Annotated in this window: 18 protein-coding genes; 9 read left to right on the top strand and 9 right to left on the bottom strand. The window is 54.4% G+C overall.

The genetic code is table 11. From position 1 onward, the window contains the following. Positions 1-108 precede the first annotated feature (108 nt). The 9 genes from ACP4CD_RS20950 to ACP4CD_RS20910 form a co-directional block, all read right to left on the bottom strand. Positions 109-6,669 carry a hypothetical protein gene (locus tag ACP4CD_RS20950; protein ID WP_426992448.1) on the bottom strand — a complete coding sequence of 2,187 codons (6,561 nt, stop codon included), beginning with the start codon at positions 6,667-6,669 and terminating at the stop codon, positions 109-111. Then, on the bottom strand, positions 6,666-7,433 hold the full coding sequence (locus ACP4CD_RS20945; RefSeq protein ID WP_426992446.1) for a DEAD/DEAH box helicase family protein: 768 nt from the start codon (positions 7,431-7,433) through the stop codon (positions 6,666-6,668). The genes ACP4CD_RS20950 and ACP4CD_RS20945 overlap by 4 nt, the downstream gene beginning before the upstream one ends. 969 nt (positions 7,434-8,402) lie before the next feature. Further along, entirely contained in the window at positions 8,403-8,927 is a 525-nt protein-coding gene (locus ACP4CD_RS20940) for a DUF2452 domain-containing protein (RefSeq protein WP_426992444.1), read from the bottom strand. A gap of 571 nt (positions 8,928-9,498) precedes the next feature. Continuing rightward, complete coding sequence (locus ACP4CD_RS20935) at positions 9,499-9,735, bottom strand: TIGR02450 family Trp-rich protein (RefSeq protein ID WP_426992443.1); 237 nt, start codon at positions 9,733-9,735, stop codon at positions 9,499-9,501. Positions 9,736-9,845: 110 nt separating this feature from the next. Then, positions 9,846-10,976: a S1C family serine protease gene (locus tag ACP4CD_RS20930; protein WP_426992441.1), complete on the bottom strand. Its 1,131-nt coding sequence runs from the start codon at positions 10,974-10,976 to the stop codon at positions 9,846-9,848. 297 nt (positions 10,977-11,273) lie between these two features. After that, complete coding sequence (locus tag ACP4CD_RS20925) at positions 11,274-11,741, bottom strand: hypothetical protein (RefSeq protein WP_157197715.1); 468 nt, start codon at positions 11,739-11,741, stop codon at positions 11,274-11,276. A 365-nt stretch (positions 11,742-12,106) separates the two neighbouring features. After that, positions 12,107-12,757, bottom strand: coding sequence for a glutathione S-transferase (locus tag ACP4CD_RS20920; protein WP_426992439.1), 651 nt, complete (start codon positions 12,755-12,757; stop codon positions 12,107-12,109). A 359-nt stretch (positions 12,758-13,116) separates the two neighbouring features. Next, positions 13,117-13,335: a hypothetical protein gene (locus tag ACP4CD_RS20915; RefSeq protein WP_426992437.1), complete on the bottom strand. Its 219-nt coding sequence runs from the start codon at positions 13,333-13,335 to the stop codon at positions 13,117-13,119. A gap of 242 nt (positions 13,336-13,577) precedes the next feature. After that, positions 13,578-14,930, bottom strand: a complete 1,353-nt coding sequence (locus ACP4CD_RS20910; protein ID WP_064024702.1) for a sigma-54 interaction domain-containing protein — start codon at positions 14,928-14,930, stop codon at positions 13,578-13,580. A 210-nt stretch (positions 14,931-15,140) separates the two neighbouring features. On the opposite strand from ACP4CD_RS20910, the gene ACP4CD_RS20905 reads away from it, so the two are divergent. From ACP4CD_RS20905 to cydB, 9 genes are all read left to right on the top strand, one after another. Next, entirely contained in the window at positions 15,141-15,839 is a 699-nt protein-coding gene (locus tag ACP4CD_RS20905; protein WP_426992435.1) for an MBL fold metallo-hydrolase, read from the top strand. Positions 15,840-15,842: 3 nt separating this feature from the next. Continuing rightward, positions 15,843-16,760, top strand: coding sequence for a sulfite exporter TauE/SafE family protein (locus tag ACP4CD_RS20900; protein ID WP_426992433.1), 918 nt, complete (start codon positions 15,843-15,845; stop codon positions 16,758-16,760). A 127-nt stretch (positions 16,761-16,887) separates the two neighbouring features. Beyond that, complete coding sequence (locus ACP4CD_RS20895; RefSeq protein WP_426992431.1) at positions 16,888-18,519, top strand: multicopper oxidase family protein; 1,632 nt, start codon at positions 16,888-16,890, stop codon at positions 18,517-18,519. 31 nt (positions 18,520-18,550) lie between these two features. Then, positions 18,551-19,582, top strand: a complete 1,032-nt coding sequence (locus ACP4CD_RS20890; RefSeq protein WP_426992429.1) for a sulfite exporter TauE/SafE family protein — start codon at positions 18,551-18,553, stop codon at positions 19,580-19,582. Between the two features lie 10 nt (positions 19,583-19,592). Further along, entirely contained in the window at positions 19,593-20,012 is a 420-nt protein-coding gene (locus ACP4CD_RS20885; protein ID WP_064024711.1) for a phosphate-starvation-inducible protein PsiE, read from the top strand. Positions 20,013-20,038: 26 nt separating this feature from the next. Next, complete coding sequence (locus ACP4CD_RS20880) at positions 20,039-20,275, top strand: hypothetical protein (RefSeq protein ID WP_426992428.1); 237 nt, start codon at positions 20,039-20,041, stop codon at positions 20,273-20,275. Beyond that, entirely contained in the window at positions 20,265-21,830 is a 1,566-nt protein-coding gene (locus ACP4CD_RS20875; protein ID WP_426992427.1) for a cytochrome ubiquinol oxidase subunit I, read from the top strand. Before ACP4CD_RS20880 ends, ACP4CD_RS20875 begins: the two co-directional genes overlap by 11 nt. Before the next feature lie 31 nt (positions 21,831-21,861). Next, entirely contained in the window at positions 21,862-22,458 is a 597-nt protein-coding gene (locus ACP4CD_RS20870) for an aspartate carbamoyltransferase (protein WP_426992425.1), read from the top strand. A gap of 3 nt (positions 22,459-22,461) precedes the next feature. After that, positions 22,462-23,601: a cytochrome d ubiquinol oxidase subunit II gene (cydB, locus tag ACP4CD_RS20865; protein ID WP_426992424.1), complete on the top strand. Its 1,140-nt coding sequence runs from the start codon at positions 22,462-22,464 to the stop codon at positions 23,599-23,601. Positions 23,602-23,615: the final 14 nt, after the last annotated feature.

Below are 23,615 nucleotides of genomic sequence, written 5' to 3'. Positions count from 1 at the left end.
TCTCAATAACCACCGATTTGTGTAAGATGCTGTCGATATTGGGAGAAATATCATTCCAGCTTTATATGTTTCACTAAGCTCAATGCGTTTGTTGTCGAAAATCATTCGCTAGCTGCCATCCTGTTCAAATACTTTCCAAAGCGTAGGCCAATTTTCTGTAGGTATATATGCCTCTATACGCCGAATAAAAACACAGAACTCACTAAATTCCTTTGTATCAATTGAAAGAGCATTGGCTATTCGATTCATGGCAACAATGAAACTATCGACTCGCAATAAACGGTTCTCATCTCGATAAGCTCTAAAGAGTAAATCAGGAATTAATGACCAAAGGCCTCGTTCGGTGTGCAATGCGTTGACCGCTTTTTCAATGAGCTGCTCGCGCAAATCTAACGCATGATCATTCTTTAACCGTCCAAGCAGCTCGGCTTGTGCTAAAAACGATTTCTGGTTGACTTGATTAAACGAAGCTTCCTCAAGAAATTTTTCTACAATGCTGCTTAGCGATTCAACCAGTTCTGGTTCTACAGGGTCTGGATAGCGTGCCAGAATGGAAAAGTAACTATTCAATAGATTACTGTCCCCGTTCTTAATAGCTTCTAGCCAAAAATTCATGGGCTGGTTTTGCGTGTACGATTGGTTTCCAGATAATTGCGCGTGGAGCTGTTCTGCGTATGTCCATCCTTGATTGGTGATAACGCTATTTTTGTGATTATTAACAAAATCGTTTGGCTCAAGAAATTCAAACTGATGCAATTTAGTATGGTCGAATGCGTTGCAAGAGTTTAAAAGAGGCTGAATCATTTTAAGAACGGATTGCTTAGCATTGCTTAAGTAATCAATATCTCGCCTGAGGATGCCTAATGTTCCGCCAATGATTGTTCGCCACCAAGAAGCTGCACTAGGCAAAATGACATCAGCTTCATTATCTACTTCGCTGACAAAAGGGTTCTGTTGTTTTTGCAATGTGACAACTGCTTCCTTAATGTTTTTGGATGCTATAACCCAATAATCTAAATCAGAAGTCTTTTGCTGTAACATTCCGCCTAATATGCGGTCGGCGTAAATATATGCCCAGGTAACACGCTCCTCGTAAGTATTATTTTTGAATTCTGCTGTGATTTGAAAATAATTCCATATTAGGTGTAGCAGTTCGATATAGTGTTCAAACGCTTCTTTGGTATCCGGGCTTTGATCCAACCTTAGCAAGGTTTGAATAAGTGCTTCAATCTGCTTTTGCTTACTGGATTCATCAGGGAGGTGCAGGTAGGTTGCAAGCAGATTTTGAAGAACGATTGGATTTAAACTTGATGCCGCTAAATCATCCATCAGTTCAGTTATTGTTCCTATAGGAATCATGCCTGCAGAAAGGGCTTGTTCTACAAACGTGGCAAGGTCAAATGGTTTTCCAAAAGGTAGCGCGGCAATACTTGCTAAACGTTTTTTCGTTTTTACAGTGTTGACAGCATCAGCAAAAAGCCATTCAGCGGATATTTCAGCCGGGCTGGCTGATATAAGTATGTCACTATAAGCAGGGAGGATTTGCAGCCAATGATGCTCGGAAAGTTTAGAAATTTTGAGCGCATATTGAGCAAAGGAAAAGAAAAAGTCAGCTGAATGATCACAGCAAGTTCGCAAAGCATTAACCGCTACATTAAAACCATCACTAGCCAAAATAGATCGGTGGTTAATTGAATCCTCTTCCGATAAAAGTCCTATTTTGACTATTTCATCCAGCCAATTGATACGTTTTTCAGGCATTGAATGTTCTAAACGTATATATGGAGTCAGGATGTGAAGTTGGGTAAGGCGTCCATTGGCAGCCTGACCTGAAACGCAAATCATATCGCCGATCCCATTTTTTGGCTTAAATTCAATAGTAATTTTTCGGTCATTTATGGTTTTAGCAAGCGATTTTCCACCCCCTAGATTAATACTTGATTCGGTCAACTCTTTCCATTCGTCTTCAGGAATTAATAAATCAAGTGTTTCGATGTACTCGCCTGTCTGGAAATAGCAGCTTAAATGAGGTTCTAATGCAGGGTGGGACAATAATTTGACTAAAATATTATTAGGAAGACATCTTAAAGGAATTGCGAATACTTCGATCGCCAGTGCCTTATCTTCATCTTTTAAACAAAATTTAAATTGATCGATAATTAATTCGGTAAAACGAAATAAAGTTGCTTCACGTAAAGCAGGCTGATTCCGCCATGCCGGTTCCAGATAGGAAAACAGCCATTGATAATATTCTCTAATAGAACCGGATTGATTAAGTAACATCCATGGCAAACACATTCTTAAACTTTGTTCCGTTGCCATACGCTGAATTGGATCAATGCTGAATTCTTCTCCAAATGAAACCAACCTTCCTCTCTGAGGCAAGAATTTGTAATACAACCAGTCTGCCACTGCTATTCGTTGTGCCCGATTAATTTTTTTCGACGCCCAAATATCTACCATTGCAGCATCTACTAACCGATGCAGTTGAAATCGAAACGACGCCTCCTCTGGCATTAAGTCGGGGCGTAAGGGTTCTTTATTGAGAATAGATGTAGGCGATAGGGTTAAGAACAGGCTTTCGCGCAGTTTTGCCAAAAAAGAATTTTCTATTAAACAACCTGATGTTGCATCGATCTTGGCTAGAGCTATTTCGCCCATCAAGTAACTTAACGGAGGTAAGCGGCAACCGACGCTGACACGAGTCAAATTTCGAAAGGATTCAACAAATTTGCCTTCTGTAATCACTTTTCGTGAATAGAGTAAGGCTAATATGTCATGTACACCAACAATAGGTACATTTTGATTTGCTGAGGCTGTTGTATAGCTACCGAGCAAACGATCATCTATCCAAACGGGAAAGTTTATCTGCTCAACACCTAGCAATAATTGTTGCAATGCTAAACTCAAGTTCCAATCATCAGGCGACTCGTCGGGTAATCGCGGTAATGTAAGAAGTTTAAGCTTGTCTTTGGCTTGCAAGCGTTTGAGTTCAGATTGCAAGGATTCTAACCAGGCTTTGATTTTATGCCGATATCGGTTGCTTTCAATATCTGAATGTAGTTGCTCCTGCAAACCATCAATACAATAAAAATTGAATAATTTAGCAGCAGATTCTAATAGATTTAAATTAAGCAATCGCTCTAAAAATGGTCGATCTACTAACAAGTTATTGCAACTGCTAAGCTGTTTAAATTTTAATGGATCTGGACTATGAATCGATATTTTTTCGAGCAGATTTTCGTCCAGAAATAACTCACCTTGCTCCTTCATGAATGTGAAAACATCCACATATGTCATCCTTAGAGCTTTCAAAGCTTCAGGAATTTCTCCACTTTCAAATAATTCAGTCGCGAAATGATCCTCTACAATCCAGAGATTAAATTTATCAGCAAGATGCCAATTAATGCGATCAAGGAGCTGTAAGCCTGAAAATTCTCCAGCTTCCAGCTTTGGCTCTGGTAGCCATTTCAACGACAAACTATCCAAATGATTAAACAACTTTTCAGCCTGTTCAATCAAGTCGGATTGAGCGCGAGCCAATTGCTGGATTTCATTTCCAATAATGGAAAATAAACAAGGTGCAATATAAATTTCATCAAAAGCTTTATCGATAAATGGAAAGAGCTTTAGTTGATGTGCAATTAAACATGCTGAATAGTCCATGATTATGGAGTTTTCATGCCAATCTTTAAGCAAAGGCTCTATGGAGCCTCCTCCGTAACTCATGAGAAAGGGCACATGCTGGCATAGCGGCTGATTATGGTTATTTTGCCACCGCCAATAGAACTCAGCGCCAAACCCACTACGTTTGCTATCTAACCATAAATGCTGCGGTAGTTGTCCATCAAGAAATTGTTGCCAATTTGCTCTGCTACGTTCTTGGCCTTCATGCATCCAGTCTAAAAGCGTTGGTAATTTAACTTCCTGTAACAAGCCGCTATCCGGAAACTTGTGCCGTAAAGCTCCCAGTTGCATGGCGGCCCAATCGCTATGACCGGACTCAAAGCCAACCATTGCAGCGCAGAGCAGTAATTGCGGATCGTCAGGATGCAGGTCGACTGCGTACTGCGCATAACGGAATGCTTCCTCGCGGTCAATTGGTAGGCTGTATTGTGCGATTTGCACTAAAACTTGAGGAGTTTTAAAACCTTGTTCAGCGCCTTGCTTGAGTAGCTCGATAGCTCGCGGAACGTCACCCAACGATACTTGCAATGTTGCTCGTTGCACCAAAAGCCGCTCATTTGGTTTCGCTAACCACAAAGGTTCGCTTGCCTCCCACGCAGGCAAATATTGACCCAAGGCAATTTGTACGGACATACGGCTAGCGAAGTAATTGTTTATAACCCCCTCGCGCTCAAATACAGGCTGGTATTGATCTAAAACCGCCAAAGCTTCTTTAGGTTTATTTAATGCCCATAGCGATTGGGCGAGCTTTTCGACAATATGTGCAGGAGTTTCTTCTTTGAAGCGTTCTAAACATAGCTTGGTGGACTTAGCTAATTCCTGCCACATCCGCTCATGATGATAGATATTCACAAGATTGATGTAATCGAGTCGTGTACCTGGATTTTTTACCAGTTCTTTAGCAATAGCGAGTCCATCGGCAATTTTGCCACACCGTAGCCAATAACCAGCCTTAACTCGACGATATTGGTCTGTATCGTCCAATTCGATTATTCGTCCCGATAGTTCATATAATCGCCCTAATGAGTCAAGACTATGAACGGCTCGATCAATCCAATGTATTTTGTCTTCGTCGTTTGCAGAAAAACGGTTTTCAAAGCGTAAGAGATGTTGCCACGCGGACTCGTCTTGGCCCGCGTGCAATAGTAAGTCTGTGTACATTTCAATCTGCCACATCGGAGAATGTGGCTGTTCACATGCTTCATGCAGTGCATCAAGCGTATGGCTCCAATCATAATCTGCCATCAGTCGCATCAAGCAAAGAATGGGTGCCGGATCGATTGGATTTTTAGTCAGGACGGACTTTGCTTTTTCAATCGCATCGGTATGTTTGTCTGGCAAACAAATACAAACGGCAAGATCGGCGCTGATAATCGCGTCCCTTACTTCGCTTCTTGGCTCTGCGTTTATATTTTTTAGTGCTTGCTCTACATAACTCAGAGCTACTCGCATTTGCGTTTCGTGATCTTCACCTAGCGCAAACATATTGGATACAAAGAACTGCGGCGGAATCACACCAACGCTGTGAAGATCAGTAGGTAGCGCTTGCCAAAACGCAATATAGCTAGCAGTCAATTGAAAGAGAATATTGTCCTTATTTTTAGAAAGTGTCGGCGCAAGAATTTGCCATGCACCATCTGCATTTTTCATGGCTAATAAACAAAGCGCTTGAAACCGCCTGATTTCATCAGTAACCGGCGTTGCCAACTTGCTCATAAACTCGTCAATTTCCGAGAATCGTCCGGAATCCAGTAAATACTTGAATGAGTAAATTACAGCGGGTTCAGAATCGAGCGGTGCAAGGATAGCAATGGCATCGTCAAATTTCCTTTCTCTGGCAAACTCAAAAGCTCGATAAGTTCGATCATCGATTTTTGGATTAAGACGACAGGCTGTTCTGTAGTAAGAGGTATATTGCTCGACAGACTTATCATCTTCTTGAGCCCAACGAGCCGCGTAGTAATAATATCGCGCTTGAATATCTTGAGGAATATGACTGCTGGTTAGCGAAGTTAGCTCAACCGTCAGTTTATTCCAAGCAGCTTCGATGTTTCCTGCGCCTCGAATTGCACTAATTGATTCGAGCTTTTCCGCATAAACATCACCGAGTTCGGTGCACAACTGTTCTAGCTCTGCGGAAAACGAGGATCCAATTATTTTTGATTCGGTGGCAACTCCAACGTAATTAGTTACTGTATTACTGAGTGACGCACTTTCATTTTTAAAGCCCAGCGGCGGTTTTAAAGGAGCATGTTGCAGTGCATAAAGAACAAAAGTAGCTGCATTTTGTGCAGCTAGTTGCTGACGTTCTTTTTTGTCTTGATGTTTATTTCCATCTGCCCAATCGCAAATAGCCTTAACTAATATCCAATCGATCTTTTCGTCTTGACACGCTGTATAGAGTCCAGCGCCTTCCATTTCTCCACCAATAGCCTCCGATTCTAATTTTATTAGCGAATCTCGGTAGTTAATATTATCAACCAATTTTTCACCGGTTAATATCAAACCAAAATCAACCTTAGAACCATCCCAATCCAAATCAGCATTTTGTAAGTAATTTATCAACCTTGTAGATGCATGTGGTCGGTCGCCACGAGGTGTGATTTTTCCACTCTTACCCTTTTTTAGGAGTTCATAAAGCATCAATTGTTTGGAAACTAAAATTTCGCCTATAGCTTGCTTTTCTTTGTTAACTCCAAAAGCAATTCCTACCATAATGACAGCATGGGGGGTTAATGCTTTTATTCCCTTTTGAACGGATTGCTGGGATGCCCCCAATCCTCCTGATCCCATCTCAGACAAGGCCATGAAAACTCGCGCCCCGTTAATCTCTCCTAAACTTCGGTAAACGCGATCATCAATGGTGATTGAAGTTGCGCTATTACCCGTAGCCTTCTTAAAAGCCTCAAGCACCGCCATACTTTCGACTTTAGTAACCGTAACGATCAAAACGTCGGCTTTTTCGTTTTGTGGATTAGTCATGCTTCTATTGCTTTGTGATTTCGGTTGGCGTGGCTTTCGTCGGCGACGATCAGGTCGTAACACCCGACCGACAGGCGTTGATAAACCTGCATCATGCTAGGATAGGTAGCGAATTGAATACGCGCTCCAGAGGTTGAACCGCCTTCTATTCGGCTCAAACTCTCGTTGGGGAGATGGGTTTTGAATTCGGACATGGCCTGACGGACCAGTTCTCGACGATCCGCCAGAAACAGCACTTTTTGCACACGCTTGGCCCGTAGCAGGGTATCGACCAAGGCAATGGTGGTGCGGGTTTTACCGGTACCGGTTGCCATCACCAATAAAAATTTGCGTTTGGCGGCATCGATGCCTTCGGTCACTCGGCGGATCGCTTCGTTTTGATAATCACGGCCGGCAATCTCGGCATTGATGGTGACTTCGCTCACCGGTAGCGCGTATTGCTTTTGGTGCCTTAGGCGTTCCAGGTCGTCGCGGGTGTAAAAACCAGCGATCTTACGCGGCGGGTAGCGGTCTCGATCCCAGAACTGGATTTCCTTGCCGTTGGTCAAGAACACAAACGGATCAACACCAGTTTTGGCTTTAATGGCTTCGGCATAATCCGCCGCTTGGCGTTTGCCCGCCAACTCGTCACGCGAAGTGCGTTTCGCCTCGACGACCGCCAATGGTTTACCGTCGGAGCCAAGCAAGACGTAATCGGCGAATTGATCTTTTCCGTAAGGTTGGTCCGGCGTGGCGACTTGCATTAAGAATTCTTCAACCAGCATTTTTCGCTGCTTGGACCAACCGGCAAGGGCGAGCTGGGTATCAATCAAGTCGTTTCGCGTGGCTCTCTCGCTAGGCATCCGAATTACCAAATATATTCCAAATATACGATACAGCTTGGCTTTATAGCCGAATAACACTCGATAGGTAATGACATTTTCCCTTCGCAGAGCCAATACTATCTAAAAAAGAACGAAGCAAAGCCTCCCAGATCGTAACCGATCGACCGCGAAGTTTGCAAAAGCAGTAACAGGGGCGAACCCCAAAATATCCAAGCCTTCCGGCCGGCGCACGGCAGCCGCTAACAAAACGCCAATCGGCTCGGATAACACTCCGCGCTTCTCCATCGCAGGGTCAATGCTTCATGCCGGACACGCAGGCATCGCCGCTAAACAGCCGGCATTCCAACGCGAACAGCGAGCGATGCTTGGTTAACAGGCAAGCGTCTGATTCGAACACCGGGCGGCCAGTGTTTAACACCCGCGTTCCGCATATAAACACCGGGCGCCCGCCGATGAACACGCGGCGATGTTATGCGAACACCGAGATGTCGCCGATGGACAGTCGGCCGTTTCCGTCGAACAGCGGCGCGTGTCCGATGAACTGCGGCCCGCGCCTCTTGATCGGCGACGCTTGCGTGGTAAACATGAAAGCTTGCGTGTTAAACCATCGACGTTGCGTGTGCATCAGGTATGACTGCGTGTTCAACAGGCATGACTGCCTATTCGGCGGAGAAGCGTCGATGTTTAGATGGCAACGCTGACGGTTCGGATAAGAACCTTGCACATGCAAACGACGGCGTTACCTGTCGCGAGTAGATCGTTGCGGTTCAAACACGGCCGCGCGACTGTTCAAACGGCAACGCCCCCGTTTTTTTCGCCGTCGTCTGTTTACCGGGATTTTGTTGGGCTTGTGCCTGACCGTATTCAGGTTTCCCTCAACGCTCGCGTTATCGGCGCGGCAAGGCGGCGCTATTCGGTTTGAGTTAGCCGCTGCTGCTTTTCGGCTTGCCGAAAGCTCAAACCCAAAATGCCGGATTTTTGCATCGATTGCTTCAACGAATACGCCAACGCCGAGGCCAGCACTCTGGCGTAATACGGCAGGGTTTCGACGTAGACCGGCAAAGCGTCTTCGATTTTTTCGGCCTGTTGCAGTGTCTGTTCCAGTTGCCGGCGGCGTTCGGCTATCGTTTGCAGGAAGGCCCGGTCGTTGGCGCAGTCGGCGGACAGTTCCAGGGTCCAGGTCAAATCGGCTTGCAGCTCGCAGGCGCCAATGAAGCGGCCGGACCGATCCGGCGACCACTGCACCGGCGCGATCAACGACAGCCGATATTCGCCGTCTTTCAGATAAAGCCAATAGGTTTGCTTGGCGGTCGGTTTGAAACGAATGTGGCTGTTTAACACGAACAACGAGGTAAACAGGTCGCTGCTGATTTGCCGCAGGCTTTTGGCTGGGGCGACCAATTGGTTCCGGGCCTGCTGCAAGCTGTCCAGCACGGCAACGCTCCCTTCCCCTGCGGATTGGCCGGTTTCGCGATCGAGTGGGTCATTCGAGTTTTCCTTTGGCTGGTCAAAAATCCAAGTCGATGCCGGTTGGTTTGGACGTGGGGACATTGTATCGATTCGGCGTTTGGATGGGAGACGTTCCCTTCGACTCCGCTCAGGGACCGGGTGGCTCTACTCTTGGCTCAGCCAAGGGACCGGGTGGCTCGATTCTCGGACCGGGCCGCTCCGCTCGGGGGCAATGTCGTTAAGTTAAGGATTGACCGTTCGTCCTGAGCCTGTCGAAGGGCGAATAGTTAAGCCGTTCATGGTTCGACAAGCTCTCGGCAACTGCTCCTACGTTGCTCTGCTTCTCGCATCCATGCAGTCAACCACGTACGGCTTAACTTAACGGCATTGCGCTCAGGGATCGGACGGCGCCTGTTAGGAAACGGCCACGGAACAATCAACTCCGCTCGGCTAAAAACCGGCCCGCGCCCTGAGCGGAGTCGAAGGGAGCGGAGTCGAAGAGGCGGGCCGATTGGCTCGGCCCGAAAACCTCGCCACCTCATTCATCGACGGCCCCTCAATGCCAGCCCTGCCGCCACGTGTCCGTATCCAGCAAAGCCCGCCACGGCAGCCGTTGCCTGCGCCGGCTATGCACGGCTTCCAATTCAATGAATTCCAATGGAGCCGCCGGGTCGTCCGGCCACAGCACTTCGCTGACGATGAAGTGTTTTTCTTTACGCCGAGGCGCCACGGCGGTCCATTTGCTGAGCAGCAGTTTGCGCGGATTGAGTCTGGGCGATTTGCTTGCGGTCATGGTTGGTCACACGAGTGGTTCGTCTTGTCAGCTTACCAGCCGGTCGCCAAATGGCGAGCTAGCTGGCAACCGGGCGCGGGGGCCTCGCGCGCCCGGTTGGGGGTAAGGCATCAGTTCCCCGGTTGCAAGGTCACTTCGACTTCGCGCGTCCGGCCGTTGTTGACCAGCCGCACTTTGACGACGTCGCCGACTTGCCGATCGTCCAAACGGGCGAACAATTTGGACAGGGAATCGACATCCTTGCCGTCGATCGCGACGATGACGTCGCCGGGCACGACTCCGTCCGGCGTGATTTCGACGCCCCGCAAGCCGGCTTGATCGGCCGCCGAGCCGGGTTGCACCCGTAACACCGCGACGCCTGCGATACCGGTCAACTCGGCCAAGCGCTCGTTCATTTGCTGGTCGATCTCGATACCCAGCGCCGGGCGAATGTATTTGCCTTGTTTAATCAACTCCGGCACTACCCGCATCACGGTATCGACCGGCACCGCGAAACCGATGCCGGCCGACGCGCCGCTGGGGCTGTAAATCGCGGTGTTGATGCCGATCAAGCGGCCGGCCAAATCCAGCAGCGGACCGCCGGAGTTGCCGGGATTGATCGCCGCATCGGTCTGGATCAAGTGCTCGACCGCCGGGCCGTCCTGGCCGCCCAGCGAGCGATCCAGCGCCGAGACGATGCCGCTGGTCAAGGTCCAGTCCAAACCGAACGGGTTGCCGATCGCGAACACTTTTTGCCCGACCTTGAGGTCGTTGCTGGTGCCGACCGGTACCGGCGGCGGCCGTTTGAAGCCGACGCCGATTTCCAACACCGCGATGTCGTGCACCTGGCTGGCGCCAACCAGCGCCGCTTTATAGTCGCGGCCGTCGGCCAGTTTGACCGTGGCTTCGTTGGCGCCGGCGATCACGTGGAAATTGGTGACTACGTGGCCGGCCTCGTCCCAGATAAAACCGGAACCGGAGCCCTTGGGCACCGAGAATACGTTGCGGGTCCAGGCGTCGCGCACCAGCGAAGCGGTGGTGATGTAAACCACCGAATCGCGGGATTTTTCGAATAGTTCTATCGTGCTTTTTTCATCGGCGGCCAAATCGCCGCGCGCCGCGACGGTTCTGACCGGCGCCGGCTCGATCGGTGTTTCCGGCCGCCAATGCCACAGCAGGATCAACGCGGCCGCCATCGCGCCAACGGCGATCAGGCGTTTGACGAATACATCGGCTGAATGGGAATTGGGAGAATGTTGCATGATGACCTCCGGCTTGGTGGTTCCCGCGACGGTTCTCGGAAACCTCAATCTACGCTTTGCACGCTGGGCGACTGACTAGAATCTCTCCAGCAAGCGGCGCTACATCCACAGCATGGTGAGCGATGGCATAAATTTCAAGCGGAAGCTTCATTTTGATTGGCGAAACTGAGCCGGCCAACGCTCACAAACCACGACGGCCTCATCCAAATCGGCCAGCCGCTATACTGCTCCAAAGCTAGCCGATGGCGAAATCGGCCCCGCCGGTTTGGGATCACGCCGCCGGCGGGGTTTTAGCGCTTAGTAGAACAACACCGACGCGGTGCAGTTGAGGTCGATGTACTTCGAAGCATTCACAACGCCAACGGGGGGTTCGGTGGTGAATGGCGTCTGTACGTGGGTCAAAATCAGCTTGCTCGCGAAGCGGTAAGGCGCATTGCCGAGATTGATTTGCGGAATGACCAACGAAGCGTGATCCACGCTGACATCCGGGATAAAGCCCAAAGTTACCTCCCACAGGTCGCCAATTAAGGTCGATTCCACGGAAATATCGGTATCCTGGTAAGAATAACTCTTCTTACCCAGCTCCAGATTGAGCACGGTGGTCGCCGGCAGGATGCCGACTTCCGATTTACTGCCGACACTGAGGCTTAGGCTGGCCCCGCGACCAACGCATTCATAATAATTCGGTTGTTGCGCGGCGTCAGCGGCACTCAGTCCCGCGCCTAACAGCACGGCCGTCATAAATGAGGTACGTAATAGTTTCATGATAACTCCTGTTTGTCTTGGAAATGCTCGGACAATCGATTGATCGAATCCGACTACGCTGACCAGCCGCTCTAGCAACATTCATCAGCGGGTACACAATAACCGCAAATCCGTGTTCCGGAAACCCTCCCTAAGTAGGGTATTTGCGCGTTAGGCCCATTGAGTCGTCAAGTAAAAACTCGATAGGGCCGCGCCCGCCAAAGCTCTAACGACCAAACGACGGTTTTCGCGCCGGAAGAAGCCTCTGCTGAATCGTTACAAGTCTCTTAGAGAGGTTTCGGCCGGAACCGAGGCCTTTCCAACTTAAGGTATCTCCGTACGTTATCGAAACACTTTCCAAGGACTCAAGCCCCATTGCAGAGCCGCTAAATTAAGCCGCCGAACCAAACCGGCGCGACGTCCGGCTGCCAGGCGGGGTAACCGTGCATAATGCCCGCGAAACGTGTCGACGCCAAAAACTCGCTCAACCAGCGCCGCAACGCCGGGTAAGCGGCGGCCTCGAACCAGGCGCTGTCGACCGCCGCGAATTGGCGGACGAACGGCGCAATCGCGGCGTCGGCCAAACCGAACCGGTCGCCGCGCAAGTAGGCCGAGCCCCTTAGACGATCATCCAATGCCGTCAAAAACGCCTCGCCGCGTCGGCGATAATCGGTCTGGCTGTGTTCGGGATAGCGATCGGCATACTTATAGCGGTCCAGCCAGTGCTTGAACTCGCCGTCGTTGCGCGCGATCAAGGTGCGCGCCGAGTCGGTGCCGGCCAGCCAACCTTCGGGATCGGACCGCCGCAAGGCCCAGAACATGATGTCCAGGCTTTCGTCGACGACCTCGCCGGTTTCGGTCAGCAGCACCGGCACTGTGGCCTTAGGCGAAATCGCCAACAATGCCGCCGGTTTTTGACGCAATTGGACTTCGCGCAGCTCGACAACGACGCCGGCGGCCGCCAGTGCCAATCGAGCCCGCATCGCGTAAGGACAGCGGCGGAAGCTATACAGGATAGGGAAAGCGGACATCGACATAGCTAAACCGTATCGGAAAAACGCGGGGGTTTTATCACAGGCGCCGGATCGGGAGCGGATTTTTATCCTCGCTAAAAACATCGGTGTCGGCGCCGCGTGCCGGAGCGACTTGGATTTAAGCGGATCGCCAACGCCTAGCACTGCTTGCAAAGACCGGCAAAGCCTAAAAATAGCCCTGGCCTTTCTACCCGTCGCTGAACGCTTGAGTCTTTTATGTCCATACCGCTGCCGCAACCGGTCCTACTCAGCGCAGAGGATTACCGGCGGCTTCGCAAACAACCGCGCGGGACACTCCGCCGGCGCTTAATGTCCGACCTGAAACTGAAAGTCGAACCGGCCGCCGCCAGCTCGAAGGACGCTTACCTGCCAGGTATTGGCTGGCTGGCGGCCAGCACGGCCCCGGCGGGTTCGCCACCACCCAAAACTTGCGGCTGGACGGCGGTAGAGGTAGCGGCAGTGACCGTGACAGGGTCGTGCCCTCCGAAAATCCAGGCGAACATCGCGTGGATGGCCGCGCCGCCGACGATCAAGTGCGCGAGCACAACCACCAGCAAGCCGGCTTTTATCGGATGTTTCATGTTGATGCTCCTATCGGCCCCGGATTTCGAATTGCCCGAAGCGCTACAAAGTACGAAATCTAACAAACCTCGTGATTTTTCGATATGCGTTGAATTGCCGCACCGCCGAGCCGCCAACGCGAGACCGTCGCGACAACGCCTGGCGGCCGTGGGTGCGAGACATCCTCGGTCCGGTTCCAAGACGGCGTTGTCTCGTGCGGACCGCGAGTATTGAGGCAAGAACCGATCAATCCGGCCCGCCGCTACAACCCGTATTTGCGCCGCTTGCGCCAGAAGGTGGCTCGGCTCATGCCGGCGTAGCGGGCGGCTTGCTCCAAGTTGCCGCCACCCTGAGCCAAAGCTTCGCGGATCAGCCCGGCTTCGTCGCCGCTACGCGCCCCGGTCTGACCTGCAAGCGGGAGCTTGGCCGCCGTGCCGAACGGTTCGCGGAACTCCGGCGGCAATTCTTCCAAGCGCATTTCGCTGCCCCGCCCCACAGCAAAGGCGTATTCGACCACGTTCTGCAATTCCCGGACGTTGCCGGGCCAAGGGTAATCCAACAGCAAGCGCATTGCTTCCGGCGCGATCGCATCGATCCGGCGCCGGCCTTGCAAGTTGTGGCGTTCGATCAAATGCCATAGCAACAGACCAATATCCTGGCGGCGATCGCGTAACGGCGGCAGATAAATCGGCACCACCCGCAAGCGGTACATCAAATCTTCGCGAAAGCGGCCGGCCTTGACTTCCTCCCGTAGCGAGCGGTGGGTGGCGGCAATGATGCGCACGTCCACGCTGACCGCCGCGTCGCCGCCGACCGGAATGAAATTGCGCTCCTGCAACACCCTTAGTAGCTTGGCTTGCAATTCGAGCGGCAATTCCGCGACTTCGTCCAAAAACAGCGTGCCGCCGTTGGCGCGCTGGAACAGGCCGATGTGATGCCGCACCGCGCCGGTAAACGCGCCCTTGACGTGGCCGAACAGTTCGCTCTCCAGCAAGCTGGGCGTCAGCGCCGCGCAGTTAATCGCCAAAAACGGCTGGAAATGGCGAGGGCTTTCCAAATGCAGCGCGTGGGCGACGATTTCCTTGCCGGTTCCCGATTCGCCGCGTATCAGTACCGTCACTTCGGTTTCGGCAACGTTGCGGATGATGGCAATCGCTTCCCGCATCAAGGGATCGCGGGTCAGGATACCGTGGAAACTGTCGTGGTCGCCGGCACTGGCCGGCTGGGATTCGGTTTGCGGTCGAACGATCTCCAGCGCCCCGACGAACACCCCGTTGCCGTCGAAAAACGCCCGCGCGGTTCGATAACACGGCAGCGTGACGCCGTTGGGCAAGTGGACGTTCAATCCCTGTGACTTGATGATGCGCAGTTCCGCCAAGTTGCAAGGGTCGCCTTCGCCGTCGCAATGCAACACCGTGTGACAGGGTTGGCCCAGCGCGGTTTCGGCGCCGATGCCGAACAGCTTTTCGGCGCTCTTGCTCCAGAACAGTATCTGGCTGTCGGCATCGACGATGAATACCGCACCGCTGTCGGCCAGATCGCTGAGCGCCTCGACCAGCGGCTCGGCGCCGGCCCGGTAAAGCCAAGTTTTAAACAATGCGGATGAAAACGACATAGGCCTTCCAAGCGGTTGTTTCAAAAATGTTTCAAGCGTATCAGTATTGTTTCAATGTTTCATCATGAAACAACCGTTTCCGCCTTGCTCCCTACCGACAGCCAGTAAAATCAATTACTTAGCCTATGGCAATTCAGTGCAAGCTATTGGCACGGCTCTTGATTACGTATTGACAACGTCTACCCGATTCAACCAACCTGGAGAACGACGATGCTTTTCCGCCAACTATTCGAACCCGAAACTTCCACCTATACCTATTTGCTCGGTTGCGAACGTACCCGCCGCGCCTGTCTGATCGACCCAGTCGCGTCGGAAGTACCCGCTTACATCGATTTGCTGACCAGCTTGAACCTGAAGCTGGTATACACGATGGAAACCCACGTCCACGCCGACCACATTACCGGCGCCGGCCGCTTGCGGGAAACCTTGGGCAGCAAAAGCGTCGTGCATCGCGACGCCGGCGCGATGTGCGCCGACTTGTTGGTCACCGGCGGCGTGCCGCTGCAAATCGGCGACCTGGACTTCGAAGTCCGCCATACGCCGGGCCATACCGCCGGCTGCGTATCCTACGTGATGAGCGACCGGGTGTTCACCGGCGATGCGCTACTGATCGGCGGCAGCGGCCGGAGCGACTTTCAACAAGGCGATGCCGGCCAACTCTACGACAGCATCACCGGCCAACTATTTACGTTAGCTCCGGACACGCTGGTGTATCCGGGGCATGACTACCAAGGCAACACCGTCTCGACCATCAAGCAGGAGATGGCCAAAAACCCGCGCATCGGCCAAGGCCGTAGCCGCGAGGAATTCATCGCGATCATGGCGGAACTGAAACTGGCCTATCCGCGCTTCATCGACCAAGCTTTACCGGCCAACCAATCCTGCGGCATGACCGAAGCCGGAGCCTAAGCCATGATCACGGCCTTCGCGTTGGCGATTGCGATCGGGTTGCTGCTGGGCCTGTTGGGCGGCGGCGGTTCGATTCTGACCGTGCCGGTATTGGTTTACTTGCTGCACGTCGCGCCGAAAACCGCCATCGCCACCTCGTTCGTCGTGGTCGGCATCTCCAGTCTGATGGCCTTGATTCCGCACGCCCGGCGCGGCCATGTTTGCTGGAAGAGCGCGCTGGCCTTCGGTACCGCCGGCATGCTGGGCGCCTTCGGCGGCGGCCGGTTAGCCGGCCAATTCTCCGGCGACCTGCTGATGGCCTTGTTCGGGCTGGTGACATTGGTAACGGCCTTGGCGATGATCGCCAACAAGCGGCCGCCTCGGCCCGACGAAGTCGTTTCAGGCGGTCTGTGCCCGCTAAATACGCCCTACCCGCGCCTGTTGTTCGACGGCTTGCTGGTCGGCGGCCTAACCGGTTTGGTCGGTGTCGGCGGCGGCTTTTTGATCGTGCCCGCGCTGGTGTTGCTGGTGGATTTGCCGATGACCGCGGCCATCGGCACCTCGCTGCTGATCATCGTCATCAATGCGGTAGCCGGCTTGGCCGGTTACAGCAATCACGTCGAGCTGAATTTGACGCTGACCTTGACTTTTACCGGCGGCGCGGTGGTCGGCAGTTTGCTCGGCGGTTGGTTGTCGAACTACTTAAGTCCGGCGGCCTTGCGGCGCGGTTTCGGCTGGTTCGTACTGCTGGTGGCCGGGTACGTTCTGTCCAACGCCGTGACCGCCGAACTGTGGAGCGAATTGCAGGACTTGATAGCCGATCGCGCGCATGTCAACCGCTTGTTGGCCGGCATCGCCATTTTGCTGACCTTGTTGCTGATTGGCGGACGAATTCATCGCCGGCCGCCCGGCGCGCCGGCTAAACGGCCACTGACGCATTAATCGCGAAGCGCGGAGACGCTAAGCGCTCGACCGCGAACGCCACGGCGTTTCGCGCCGACCCAGGGACGGCCGCCGTGCCGGAATCACCGGGCGGATAATAACGATAACCGAGGTTCGAGGGGGGAATATGTCTCAAACGTTCAGCCGTGCGCGTCGGCATTTTTTCGCGCAAGCAGGTGCGGGTCTGATGGCTTGGGCAGCGATGCCCGGCTTGACACTGGCGATGGAAGGCATGGGCGACATGCCGAAAACGCCGCCGCGCAGGGCTTCGGCCAACTTTCACCCGGACGTCGAACTCGACTTGATCTGCCAGCAAGCGACTCAAACGATATTGCCCGGCCAGCCGACGCGGGTATTAAAGTACACGGGAAAACTGCTGAAGGGCCCCGCCGGCACGTTGAGCGAATTGCCGGATTCTTATCTGGGGCCGCTGTTGCGTTTCGAAACCGGCCAAAAAATTCGCATCAATCTGCGCAACCGGCTGCATGGCCCCACCATCACCCATTGGCACGGCCTGCACGTACCGGCCGAGATGGACGGCCATCCGCTCTACGAGATTGCCGCCGGCGAGACCTACGTTTACGAATTCGAGATGCGCAACCGGGCGGGCATGAACCTGTACCATCCGCACACCCACAATTTGACCGGCAAGCACGTCTACCAAGGCTTGGCCGGCGCCATTCTGGTGAATGACTCCGAAGAACGCCGTCTGGGACTGCCGGACGGCGAATACGAAATTCCGATCGTGATCCAAGACCGCCGCTTCGACGGGCAAAACCAACTGGTATACGCCAGCCACATGCACGACCGAATGATGGGATTCTACGGCGACCGGATTCTGGTCAACGGTCGCCCCGATTTTCAGCTCGACGCCGCCGCTCGGGCTTACCGTTTCCGCGTCCTCAACGGCTCAACGGCGCGCATCTACAAACTGGCTTGGGACGACGCTAGCCCCGTCACCGTCATCGGTTGCGACGGTGGTTTGCTGGAAACCCCGATCGACAAACCTTACGTGATGCTGGCACCCGGCGAACGTATCGACGTCTGGGCGGATTTCAGCGGGCGTAAAGTCGGAACGCGGTTAACGATGCGTAGCCGTTCTTTTTCCGGCGTATTGCCCGGAATGGGCGAGCGAATGATGGGCGGCATGCACGGCTCGGCGCTGCCGGTTGGCGGCGATTACCCGATTTTTCAAGTGCGGATAGCACGACCGGCCGGCGACAGTCCGGCATTACCTCACAAATTGTCTACTATTAAACGCTATCGGCCGACCGATACCGCCAATCCGCGACAACCCGTCCCGATCGGTATCTCGGAGGGCCCGATGCGCATGGTGCTGAACGATAGGCCTTACGCGTTCAACGACATCCAGCCCGGCGAACGCATCCAGGTCGACACTTTGCAAACCCTGGAAATTTTTCATGCGCACGGCGGAATGGGTCGCGGCGGGATGATGGGCATGAGGCGGCACGGCATGGGCGGCAATATGGGCATGATGATGGCGATGGCCCACCCCATCCATTTGCACGGTCAGCAATTCCAGATTCTCGAGCGCGACACGGCCGGCGTAAGCGCGGATTACGCGTCAGTCAAGGACGGCTTTATCGATAGCGGCTGGAAAGACACCGTGTTGGTCATGCCGGGCGAACGGATAAAAATGATCAAACCGTTCCAGGATTTCAAGGGCTTGTTCATGTATCACTGCCACAACCTGGAACACGAAGACATGGGGATGATGCGCGACTTCCTGGTGGAATAGCGCTTCGCCCAAGATAGCGGAGGATCGAATCATGTCGGTGGAAACAGTACAACTCGACATTGGCGGCATGCATTGCGGCGGTTGCGAAGCGGCCATCGCGGATATTTTGCAAGCCCTGCCCGGCGTTCAGGTCGATGCGGTCAGCTATGCGGAGCACCAAGCCAAATTTAGCTACGACAACCGCTTGATCGATCTAAACCGCGTGCAAGCCGCGTTGGCGGCGCGCGGCTACCAAGCCAATCCGCGGCCGGCCGCCCGAGCCGGTCGCGTTTGGAGCGTGTTGGCGTTTGTGCTGCTCTTGATCGGCGTCGGCGGCGTGACGTTTTGGGGCAAAAGTCTGATGCCGGACGTGATGCGGCAAATCGGACCGCACATGGACCGCGGTCTGTTGTTGGGTCTGGGCTTTTTGACCGGCTTTCACTGTATCGGCATGTGCGGCGGCTTCGTGGTCGGCTACACCGACCCGACAAGCGGTAAATTTCGGCAAGCACTGTCTCACTTGGTGTACGGCTTGAGTAAAACCGCTTCCTATGCCGTGATCGGCGCCGGATTCGGCTTGCTGGGCGCCTTGATCGCGATTACGCCGACGATGCGCGCCGTTGCCGCGTTGGCGGCCAGTCTGTTCTTGGTGCTGTACGGGCTGAAAATGCTGAATGTCTTCGGTTGGTTGCGGCATTTTGGTTTACGCGGACCCGCCGCGTTAAACCGGCAAGTCCACGAAGGGCTACGCCGGCGGCCGCGCAGCCCGTTGGCGACCGGCCTGTTGACGGGATTGTTGCTGGGCTGCGGACCGTTGCAAGCCATGTACGTGATGGCGGCAGGTAGCGGCGATCCGCTGCAAGGCGCGACGATTTTGAGCTTGTTCGGTCTCGGCACCCTGCCGCCCTTGTTGGGCTTCGGCCTGTTCGCCACGCTGTTGCCGGCCGGCGTGATGCGGCAATTGCTGAAAGTGTCGGCGCTGTTGCTGATCACGATGGGGGTGATGATGGGCATGCGCGGCATGAAAATGTTGAAAGCGGCTCCGGCCGACCCGGCGGCGGCCATGCACGGCCAAATGCACTGAGGAAAGCCGCATGCAACCGCAACGTTTCGACCTTTGGTACGAACGCAACAAGGTCAGGGCCGACCAAATCGGCAACCTGCTGATCGAAGCCTTTCATTACCTGGCCCTGTTCGTGATTGGCGCCAGCATCGTCTGGTCGGCGGTCGTGGCCTACGGCGGCATGATGATGCAGGGCCACGCCACGATAGGCGACATCTTGCTGTTGTTTATTTACCTGGAACTGGGCGCGATGGTCGGCATTTATTTCAAAACCAATCTGATGCCGGTACGTTGCTTGATTTACATCGCGATCACCGCGCTTGCCCGACTGCTAATCGGCGATATTCAAGCCCACCACCAGGCGGGACCCGGCATTTTGATGATTGCCGGCGCCATCCTGATGCTGGCGATCGCCACCCGGATCATCCGCAAACCCACCGACGACAACTAAGCACACGGACCCACGGAGTCAAACTCATGCAAAACGTCAAACCCATACCGCCCAACTTGCCCCGCGCCGGATTACTGCGTTGGGAGATTGGCTTCGCCCTGCTGATTAAGTTGCTGTTCTTGATCGGCCTTTGGTTTTTACTGTTCCGCTGGCTCGACCGTCCGGCCGGGCCGCCGGACATCGCCGCCCGACTGGCCCTACCCGCCGCGACGCCGGCAACGCTTTCCACCACAACCGTAAAGGAGTCCAACCATGTTCGGTGACGATATAGTCATGCTGTCCCGCATGCAGTTCGGTCTAACCGCGCTGTACCATTTTTTATTCGTGCCGCTAACGCTGGGCATGACCTTTATTCTCGGCATCATGGAATCGGTGTACGTGATGACCGGCAAGGAAGTCTATAAAGACATGACCCGCTATTGGGGCAAGCTGTTCGGCATCAACTTCGCGATGGGGGTGACGACCGGTCTGACGCTGGAGTTTCAATTCGGCACCAATTGGTCGTATTACTCTCACTATGTCGGCGACATCTTCGGTGCGTTGCTGGCCAGCGAAGGCTGGATGGCGTTCTTTCTGGAATCGACCTTCGTCGGCCTGTTCTTCTTTGGCTGGGACAAATTATCCAAAGTTCAGCATTTGAGCGTGACTTGGCTGCTGGCGATCGGAACCAACGTGTCGGCACTGTGGATTTTGATTGCCAACGGCTGGATGCAATTTCCGGTCGGCGCCGAATTCAACTACGAAACCCTGCGCATGGAAATGACCAGCTTCGCCGACGTGTTCTTCAACCCGGTCGCCCAAGTCAAGTTCGTGCATACCGTGGCGGCCGGCTACGTGACCGCCTCGATGTTCGTGCTGGGCATCAGCTCCTGGTATTTGTTGAACAAACGCGACATCGGCTTTGCCAGACGCTCGTTTTCGATCGCCTCGGCCTTCGGCTTGGCGTCCATCCTGTCGGTGATCGTACTCGGCGACGAGAGCGGTTATACCTCGGGTGAAACCCAAAAAATCAAGCTGGCGGCCATCGAAGCCGAATGGGACACCCACCCCGCCCCGGCCAGCTTCACGGTGTTCGGTTTCCCGGATCAGGAAAACCAACATACCGACTATGCGATCAAAATTCCGTTCGTACTGGGCTTGATCGCCACCCGCTCGATCGACGAGGACGTCAAGGGCCTGAAGGACTTACGCGGCGAAAGTGCCGAGCGCATCAAGAGCGGCATGATCGCCTACGCCGAATTGCAGAAACTGCGGGGCGGCGACCTGAGCGCCAAAACGGCTTTCGACGCACATAAGGCAGACCTCGGTTACGGCCTGCTGTTGAAAAAGTACACCGAAAAGGTCGCGGACGCCACGCCGGCGATGATAGAAAAGGCCGCCGACGACACCATCCCCCGCGTCGCGCCGCTGTTCTGGACCTTCCGGATCATGGTCGCCTGCGGCTTTACGATGCTGTTCATCTTCGCGATGGCGTTCTATTACTGCGCAACCCGCGTCGCCGATCAAAAACGCTGGCTGATGCGGATGGCGGTTTGGTGCATACCGCTGCCGTGGATCGCCGCGGAAACCGGCTGGTTTGTCGCCGAAGTCGGCCGCCAACCCTGGACCATTTCCGGCGTGTTGCCTACCCATCTGAGCGTGTCCAACCTGGAAGCCGGCCAGCTCTGGTTCAGCTTGGCCGGTTTCGCGCTGTTCTATACGGTACTGCTGATTATCGAGATGTATTTGATGCTGAAGTATGTCCGGCTCGGGCCTAGCAGTCTGCACACCGGCCGGTATTGTTTAGAGCGCGGCGCGGCCGTGGCTGGCGCCCACTGAGTGAGCCATCGTCGATAAATAGGAGAATCGAATGAAGCATATCCATCCATCTCTGCTAGCCCTGGCGATCGTCGTCTCGGCCGGCACCAGCCAGGCACAACCGCCGGCCAGTCCGGCCCGTTTGGACCAGGTCGCCGAACGCGGCGGCCACGTCATGCCGTTCGCGTTGGACAAAACCCTGCATGTGTTCGAAAAGACCGAACACGGCGGTCTGCAGCAAGTGATTGCCAAGGACGCCAACGACGCCGAGCAAATCAGTCTGATTCGTCAACATTTGGCCGACATCAGCGCCGGCTTCCGCAAGGGCGACTTTTCCAGACAGCGGCGAATACACGGCGACGACATGCCGGGCCTGGCGGAATTGGCCGCCGCGGCAGGCGCGGTGCGATTCGATTACCGCGAGTTGCCCAATGGCGCCGAAATCGAATATTCGGCGGAGCAGCCGGCCCTGGTCGACGCGATCCACCGCTTTTTCGGCGCTCAGCTCAGCGATCACGCCCGCCACGCCGTCGGCGGACAAGCCATGAAATGCGAGCATGACGGACCCGCCGGCGATGCCGGTCGCATGCGCGACACGCGCCACGGCCATCGCGGCCGCAACGCGCAATCTACACACCCACAGGAGTAAGTCATGTTCGATTACGAAACCATACGAGTCATCTGGTGGCTGTTCATCGGCGTCGTCGGCATCGCCTTCGCGCTGACCGAAGGCTTCGATTTCGGCGTCAGCACGCTGTTACCCTTTATCGGCCGCAACGACATCGAGCGCCGCGTCATCATCAACACGGTCGGCGCCACCTGGGAAGGCAATCAGGTTTGGCTGATCCTGTTGGGCGGGGCGGTGTTCGCGATCTGGCCGGCGGTTTACGCCACGCTGTTCTCCGGCCTTTACGCGGCCATGTTGCTGGTGCTGTTCTCGTTGTTTTTCCGGCCGGCCGGCTTCGACTACCGCAGCAAGATCGAAGACCCAACCTGGCGTAACACTTGGGATTGGTGTTTGTTCCTGGGTGGCACCTTGCCGCCGGTGTTGCTGGGCGTACTGGTCGGCAATCTGATCCTGGGGCTGCCGTTCCATCTGGACCAAGACCTGCGCACCTTTTACGACGGCACTTTCCTGGGCCTGCTGAGCCCGTTCGCGCTACTGTGCGGCGTTACCGGCTTGTTGTTGACCACCTTCCACGGCGCGCTGTTCTTGAAATGGCGTAGCGAGGGCACGATACATCATCGTTCGATACTCGCGGTCGAACTGCTCGGACCACTGCTGCTGACCGCGCTGCTGGCGGCGACGCTGTGGGTGTTCTTCGGCCTGGAACGCCCGGAAATCACGCAAATGGCGGCCGGCGACGCGCCGTCCAACCCCTTGCGTAAAACCGTGGTGGCGGCCGGTGCCGGCTGGTTCCAGCACTTCATGGCCTACCCTTGGATGTGGCTGGCGCCGGTGGCCGGCTTCATCGGTCTATTCGCCGCTTGGCTATTGGGCAAGGGCGAATCGCGTGGCGCGGCATTCTGGTTCAGCAGCTTGGGTATCGCCGGCATCGCACTGACGGTCGGCTTCGGCCTATTTCCGTTCTTGCTGATTTCGTCCACCGATCCGGGCTCCAGTTTGACGCTGTGGGACGCCAGTTCCAGCCACACCACCTTGCTGTGGGCGTTCTGGATCACCGTGGTATTCCTGCCCATCGTATTGCTGTACACCCGATTCGTTTACAAAGTGATCTGGGGCAGCGTGACCGAGGAAACCGTCCTGAACGACAGCCATACTCTTTACTAAACCGGAGACACACT

Origin of the sequence: Methylomonas stagni (genome assembly GCF_050154735.1) — a bacterium.
GTDB lineage: Bacteria > Pseudomonadota > Gammaproteobacteria > Methylococcales > Methylomonadaceae > Methylomonas > Methylomonas koyamae_A.
Note: the sequence above shows the minus strand (reverse complement) of the source record. Positions and strands in the feature narration are given on the sequence as shown.

Coding starts and splice junctions, on each gene's coding strand:
- ACP4CD_RS20935 (WP_426992443.1), bottom strand. CDS start 9,735: ATGACCGCAAGCAAATCGCCCAGACTCAATCCGCGCAAACTGCTGCTC.
- ACP4CD_RS20875 (WP_426992427.1), top strand. CDS start 20,265: ATGTTCGGTGACGATATAGTCATGCTGTCCCGCATGCAGTTCGGTCTA.
- ACP4CD_RS20890 (WP_426992429.1), top strand. CDS start 18,551: ATGTCGGTGGAAACAGTACAACTCGACATTGGCGGCATGCATTGCGGC.
- ACP4CD_RS20945 (WP_426992446.1), bottom strand. CDS start 7,433: ATGCTGGTTGAAGAATTCTTAATGCAAGTCGCCACGCCGGACCAACCT.
- ACP4CD_RS20895 (WP_426992431.1), top strand. CDS start 16,888: ATGTCTCAAACGTTCAGCCGTGCGCGTCGGCATTTTTTCGCGCAAGCA.
- ACP4CD_RS20930 (WP_426992441.1), bottom strand. CDS start 10,976: ATGCAACATTCTCCCAATTCCCATTCAGCCGATGTATTCGTCAAACGC.
- ACP4CD_RS20870 (WP_426992425.1), top strand. CDS start 21,862: ATGAAGCATATCCATCCATCTCTGCTAGCCCTGGCGATCGTCGTCTCG.
- ACP4CD_RS20910 (WP_064024702.1), bottom strand. CDS start 14,930: ATGTCGTTTTCATCCGCATTGTTTAAAACTTGGCTTTACCGGGCCGGC.
- ACP4CD_RS20915 (WP_426992437.1), bottom strand. CDS start 13,335: ATGAAACATCCGATAAAAGCCGGCTTGCTGGTGGTTGTGCTCGCGCAC.
- ACP4CD_RS20885 (WP_064024711.1), top strand. CDS start 19,593: ATGCAACCGCAACGTTTCGACCTTTGGTACGAACGCAACAAGGTCAGG.
- ACP4CD_RS20900 (WP_426992433.1), top strand. CDS start 15,843: ATGATCACGGCCTTCGCGTTGGCGATTGCGATCGGGTTGCTGCTGGGC.
- ACP4CD_RS20950 (WP_426992448.1), bottom strand. CDS start 6,669: ATGACTAATCCACAAAACGAAAAAGCCGACGTTTTGATCGTTACGGTT.
- ACP4CD_RS20920 (WP_426992439.1), bottom strand. CDS start 12,757: ATGTCGATGTCCGCTTTCCCTATCCTGTATAGCTTCCGCCGCTGTCCT.
- cydB (WP_426992424.1), top strand. CDS start 22,462: ATGTTCGATTACGAAACCATACGAGTCATCTGGTGGCTGTTCATCGGC.
- ACP4CD_RS20925 (WP_157197715.1), bottom strand. CDS start 11,741: ATGAAACTATTACGTACCTCATTTATGACGGCCGTGCTGTTAGGCGCG.
- ACP4CD_RS20905 (WP_426992435.1), top strand. CDS start 15,141: ATGCTTTTCCGCCAACTATTCGAACCCGAAACTTCCACCTATACCTAT.
- ACP4CD_RS20880 (WP_426992428.1), top strand. CDS start 20,039: ATGCAAAACGTCAAACCCATACCGCCCAACTTGCCCCGCGCCGGATTA.